4 protein-coding genes are annotated in these 5,645 nt (G+C 60.2%); 2 read left to right on the top strand and 2 right to left on the bottom strand.

What is annotated here, in order from left to right; all coding sequences use genetic code 11:
* Positions 1 to 74: 74 nt before the first annotated feature.
* Complete coding sequence (locus AAFP30_RS28740; protein ID WP_419233479.1) at positions 75 to 770, bottom strand: hypothetical protein; 696 nt, start codon at positions 768 to 770, stop codon at positions 75 to 77.
* 161 nt (positions 771 to 931) lie between these two features.
* Complete coding sequence (locus AAFP30_RS28735; RefSeq protein ID WP_419233478.1) at positions 932 to 1,681, bottom strand: DUF5131 family protein; 750 nt, start codon at positions 1,679 to 1,681, stop codon at positions 932 to 934.
* Between the two features lie 237 nt (positions 1,682 to 1,918).
* Here AAFP30_RS28735 and AAFP30_RS28730 point away from each other — a divergent pair, with 237 nt between their 5' ends.
* Positions 1,919 to 3,031 carry a three-Cys-motif partner protein TcmP gene (locus tag AAFP30_RS28730; RefSeq protein WP_419233477.1) on the top strand — a complete coding sequence of 371 codons (1,113 nt, stop codon included), beginning with the start codon at positions 1,919 to 1,921 and terminating at the stop codon, positions 3,029 to 3,031.
* Between the two features lie 807 nt (positions 3,032 to 3,838).
* Entirely contained in the window at positions 3,839 to 5,449 is a 1,611-nt protein-coding gene (istA, locus tag AAFP30_RS28725) for an IS21 family transposase (RefSeq protein WP_419233476.1), read from the top strand.
* Positions 5,450 to 5,645: the final 196 nt, after the last annotated feature.

The following is a 5,645-nucleotide window of genomic DNA, read 5'->3' as shown; positions in this document are numbered from 1 at the left end:
TCCCGCCATGCTCCCTATCGTCCCTTCTCCGCCCTCATCAGGGCAATCAGGACTCTAGAACCAACCGGACCGGTTCACGGGGGACACGCCATCTCCGCAGCTAGGTACCGGCCGATACCGCGTTCGGTCAGTCCGTGCTCGCGAGACAAGGACACTTTCCCATGCCTTCGATCGAAGTCCTTCAGTTCGTTACCAGTGATCATTTCACGAACACTCATCAGCGACGGCGAGGAGCGATGCGCCGAAGCATTGCGCAGCCGACGGCAAAGTTCGACAACAAGGAAGTCGTCCTTGGTGAGCTTTCCCGCTCGAGTCGCATAACCGGGAGCCAGCAGCTTGCTATACGCCCTCCACGCACTTTGTGAGTTCACGTCGAAGAACTGGCCCTGCGATTCGATCAGCGCCGCAATAGATTCCATCGAGGGATGAGCGGTGAGAGGCTTCATCTCGGGAAACAGCCGCACGCCTCTCACCTTCAGCTCTGGTCGGCGATTTACTTCACTAAGGCTCTTTCGCAGCACCGACGAATCACGTACCAAGGCCATCCGAAACCAATCCGCTACGAACAGTTGCCACGCGACGACGGCCTCCACCAGCGAACTCTCATAGACGCGCTCTAGATTCCTGTCGTCGAGGACCGGAAATCCGGCCGACTCCATTTTCTTCCGGTCACCCCATACCCACAACACTGCATCGATGTGCTGATATAGCTCGTCAACCTGGCCTTGAAAGTTGTCGATCAGCAGGTCAATCTTAGGTTTGTTAGGCATGACCACCGACAATACGACGAAAACTTCAGTCAGTGTTGTCGCGACACTTGTCCGTCCAGGCCGACGACCCACACAATTACTTCCACGGTGGTTCGTCAACGGGCCAGACAGAAAAACGAACAATCGTCGAGTTTCTGCGTCACAACTGATCGCAGCCTTAGTCAGAGTGCTGCGGCGAGAACTGGCATGTCGTCCCAGGTTCGGCCGTCAAGTTCGCGGCCGTTGGCCTTGGGCGTTCGTCCGCCCCACTGCTTGAAGAAGAACGCCACGCTCGCGTCGACGCACTGGTCACGTATGTCTTCGACCCACGCCGAATCCACTGGGCGCGCGCGTGGTCCGGACTCGCCGCCGGCAATCACCCAATCGATGCCGTCAAGGTTCAGTGCAGGCAACGCTGTCAGAAGGGGCTCGCACGAGAGAAACCGTCTGCCTGCAGGGACAGTGCGCAGATGGTCGATCCTGTCGACGACGTCGTCCGACTCGACCGAAACACCCATCCAGAGGTTCTCTGGCCATTCGAGCTTATCGGACATCCTCGCCATTCGGTGGGCGCGTTTGGTGAGCACCTGGTAGGTGTGCTGAGGTGTCTCGCGGATCACGTCGAACACGTCGCGTATGAACTCGAGTGGGACCTTGGCGTGGAACATGTCACTCATCGAGTTCACGAACACAACCTTGGGTGAACGCCATCTCAGAGGTTGTTGCAATGAACGAGGATGGAGCGTAACCCCAAAGCCGGGGCCTGACGTTCGCGGGTCTCCGTCATTCTGATACTTCTCAGCCCCCATCGCCTTAAGCCGTTTTGAGAGCGCCAGGGCATAGCAGTTGTCGCATCCGGCGGCGACTCGATCGCAGCCGGTGACTGGGTTCCAAGTAACCTCTGTCCACTCAATCGCGGTGCCGGTTGCCACGTGTCTCCCATCGCCGCCTCGCCATGTTGCCTATTGTGCACCCTCCCCGGCAAACATTGCACTTGCGCCACAGTGGTCACACCGGCCCATGCTCGTGTCGTGGACGTCGCCGCGTGCCAAGCGTCTCTACAATTAGTCGGGAATGCGCTGCTCGCCAGGCGTCTTGAGCGCTGCCTCATGTTGTTATTTGGGGCCGATCCGACCTGAAACGTGGCCCTCAGATTGGAGCTACATACGATGGCAGGCAAGAACCCCGTACCTTGGGCAGCCGATCAGCACACCAAGGCCAAGCACGCTGTATACGCCCAGTACCTCGACAAATGGATGCCCATCATGGTCAATGGTTGGGAAGCTGACATCACATACGCTGAAGGCTTCTCGGGTCCGGGGATCTACCTCGACGGGTCGCCGGGATCGCCTGTGATCGCGATTAAGGCGCTCGTCGCGAAATCGGAAATTCGTACCAAGGTCAAGAACGGTGGGATCCGTTTCGTATTCATCGATCACGACCAGCGCTGCATCGACATGCTACCCAACGAGCTGAAGAAGGCAACCGAGCCTGTCCCTCTCGAGGACCTGAGCGCTCACGGAGTACACGTCTCGGTTGAGAAGGGTGAATGCGAGCCAGATCTGCAACGGGTCCTGACCCGTGAGCAAGCCTGGGGACGTCCGATCCTCGCAGTGCTCGACACTTGGGGAGGAGCAATATCCTTCGATCTAGTCCGGCGTCTCGCGGACAATCCGGGCAGCGAAGTGATCATAACCATGCAACCTCAGTACTTCGCGCGCTTCGCCTCCGTTGACTCGATCGAGCACGGAGACAGAGTATTTGGCGACACCAACTGGCGTGCTGTTGCCACCCAGCCGCGCGAGAACAAGGACCGGTGGCTACTACAGCAGTATCGCAGAACGATTCAAAAGGCCGGATTCCAGTACGTCTTGGACTTCGAGCTCATCGACAAGCGCGGCCAATCTCTGTTCTTGGTGTTCGGAACAACCCACGAGAAGGGCCTGACCAAGATGAAGGAAGCCATGTGGGAGGTCGACGACGTTGCCGGCGTCGGATACCGAGATCCGCGAGACCCCAATCAGGAAGCCCTCGCTATTGAATTCGAACCGAACACCGCGCCGCTCAAGCGTCTGATCATCGATCATCTCCGCACGATTCCCGACAACCAGTCGTCTATCGCCAAACTCCGTAAGTTCGCGTTGCACAACACCGTGTACAAAGAGAGCCAAGCGGCATCAGTCGTTCGCGAGATGGTCGCCGACGGTCAGCTGATACGAGCCAACGGACGCTCGCACGATTCAAGGTTGTCTTTCACGGACATCGTCGAACTGCCGGCATAAGGCACTCCAGTCGAGGGGACACGCCACGCCCTCGTCAGAGCAATCAGGACTCTTTGAACCACCGGACCAGTTCATCGAGGACACGCCCACGAGCAACTCGCGGCGGGGCTGACGAATCCGCCAGATGGGGAGTCGTGCATTCCGCGAGGCCACCGACGCCCACCAGCGGGGACATCAAGCTGGCCGATGACATGCGGTGACATGCGGTGGTCCCTACTCATCTCAGCGCAGGGTCTGCCACTGAGGCAGGAGAGTCAGCGAGCCGCACCGTGGTGCATACCGGCATACGGAAAGATTGCGTGTGCGCGACCGAAGGAGTGCCCACCAACGGCTACTCTTGCGAAAGATTGAGACCCAATAGCCGCTGGTCAGCCCCTCTGCCGAACATTCGCCACGGATTTTGACAAGATTCTCGGCTCACGAATTTCACCCAGGATGGCGAGCCGCAGGTCAGTGCCTCGCCGTTCGCCGGTCCCCCTGCTTGTTCACAGACGAATCGATCGTTCGGCACCCTGATGTCCAGTCCGGTCGTCCACGAATGCGTCAGTCCTCGGTGCTAGCCGCATTTTCTGCAATGAGTACTGTAGCGGATTGGGAAGCTTCTCTTTCAAAAGAGCATCATTCTTGTCATTTGCCACCGTGAAGGGACCACCCTGGGCTGATTGTTTGCCATGAGCATGGGACCACCTGGATTGCCAGTTATGGGACCACCGGCGCGGCGCGTCGGTGGTTCTTCATTTTGTCCGTTGACTCGGTCGTGACAGTTGTCACGGAAGGGGCGGCGGCGTGGGCTACCGGGAGGTTGCAGTGGAAGAGATCAGAGAAGTGTTGCGGTTGTGGCTGGGGCTGGCGGTGGGGTTGCCGGCGCCGGGGCTACGCACGATCGCCGCGCACGCCGGGGTGGATCGCAAGACGGTGCGGCGCTATGTCGAGGCGGCGCAGGCTGCGGGGTTGACCCGAGATGCCGGAGCGTCGGCGATCACCGATGAGTTGATCGGTCAGGTCGTGGCCGGGGTGCGTCCAGCCCGGCCGAATGGTCATGGTCAGGCGTGGGAAGCGTTGGTGCCGTTCACCGATGAGATCACGGCATGGGTGAAGGGAGGTACGCAGGATCAGCCAGATCCGTTGACGGTGACCAAGATTCACATTCTGTTGGCCCGTCGGGGGTGTGTGGTGCCCTATCGCACGCTGATGCGGTTCGCCACCGAATGCTGCGGGTATCGCCGCACCACCACCACCGTGCGGATCGCCGACGGAGATCCCGGGGTGGAGTGCCAGATCGATTTCGGCTACCTCGGGATGCTCCATGATGAGGCAACAGGGAAGCGCCGCAAAGTGTTTGCTCTGGTGTTCACCGCGGTGTACTCGCGGCACACCTTCGTGTGGCTGTCGCACACCCAAACGCTATCTGCGATCCTGGCCGGCTGCGCGGCGGCGTGGGAGTTCTTCGGTGGCGTGTTTACCGTGCTGATCCCCGACAACATGAAACCCATTGTCAGCCAGGCCGATAAAGTCAACCCAATCCTCTCCCAAGGCTGGCTGGACTACACCGCGCACGCCGGGTTCGTCACCGACACCGCCAGAGTCCGGACTCCCCAGGATAAGCCGCGGGTGGAGCGCACGATTCACTACGTGCAGAACAACTTCTGGGCCGGTGAGAACTTCGGCAGCCTCGAGACGGCCCAAGCCGCCGCGGTGCGGTGGTGTGAACAGACCGCCGGGTTGCGGATACACGGGACTACCGCGGCCGCCCCGGCGGTGTTGTTCGACGCCGAGGAACGTGTCCACCTGTTGCCGATACCGACCGACTACGATGTGCCGGTCTTCAAACAAGTGAAGGTACACAGAGATTTTCACGCCTCAGTCGGTCGAGCACTGTACTCGCTGCCTGAGACGTGGATCGGGTCGAGTCTCGATGTGCGCCTCGACAGCCAGACGGTCAAGTTCTATCACCGCGGCACGTTGGTCAAGCAACACCCCCGCCATCCCGCCGGTGGGCAGAGTACCGACCCGAACGACTATCCCGCCGACAAAGCCGCCTACGCACTGCGCAACATCAACAAGCTGGTGGCCACCTGCGAGCACCACGGGCCCCATATCGGCATCTACGCCGCCCGTATCGTCGACGATCCACGCCCGTGGACCCGAGTCCGCGCGGTGTACATGCTGATCGGCCTGGTGGGTACCTACGGGCCCGGACCGGTTGACGCCGCGTGCGCCACCGCCCTGGACTTCGATGTCATCGCGGTGCCGAAGATCTCCTCGATGCTGCAACAGGCGATGGAGAAGACCACCCCGATCATGCCGTCAGCAGCTGGCTCAGGACCGTCACGCTTTGCCCGCGACCCCGCCGAATACGCCACCAACGGCACGCAATTGGCGCTGGTTCCCGACCCCGACAACACCATTCAGGAGTGACTCATGACCACCAACCGCAACCGCACCACGAGCACCACCGCTAGTGTTCCCGAGCCCGTGGGCGCCGACATGATCGGTCTGCTTAAAACCCTCAAACTCGGGGCACTAGTACTACAGCCGTAGATTGGGTTCATTGAGGTTTTGACCTGCGGTTTTGATGGCAGAGTCGGGCTCGTTGTTGGTGGCGTCGCCGCCA

It is taken from the genome of Gordonia sp. CPCC 205515 (assembly GCF_048537925.1).
GTDB lineage: Bacteria > Actinomycetota > Actinomycetes > Mycobacteriales > Mycobacteriaceae > Gordonia.
The sequence above is the reverse complement of the archived record's forward strand: the minus strand, read 5'-3'. Positions and strand labels throughout refer to the sequence as shown.

Excerpts from the sequence above, each read along its gene's own strand:
- AAFP30_RS28740 (WP_419233479.1), bottom strand. The coding sequence starts at position 770 with ATGCCTAACAAACCTAAGATTGACCTGCTGATCGACAACTTTCAAGGC.
- AAFP30_RS28730 (WP_419233477.1), top strand. The coding sequence starts at position 1,919 with ATGGCAGGCAAGAACCCCGTACCTTGGGCAGCCGATCAGCACACCAAG.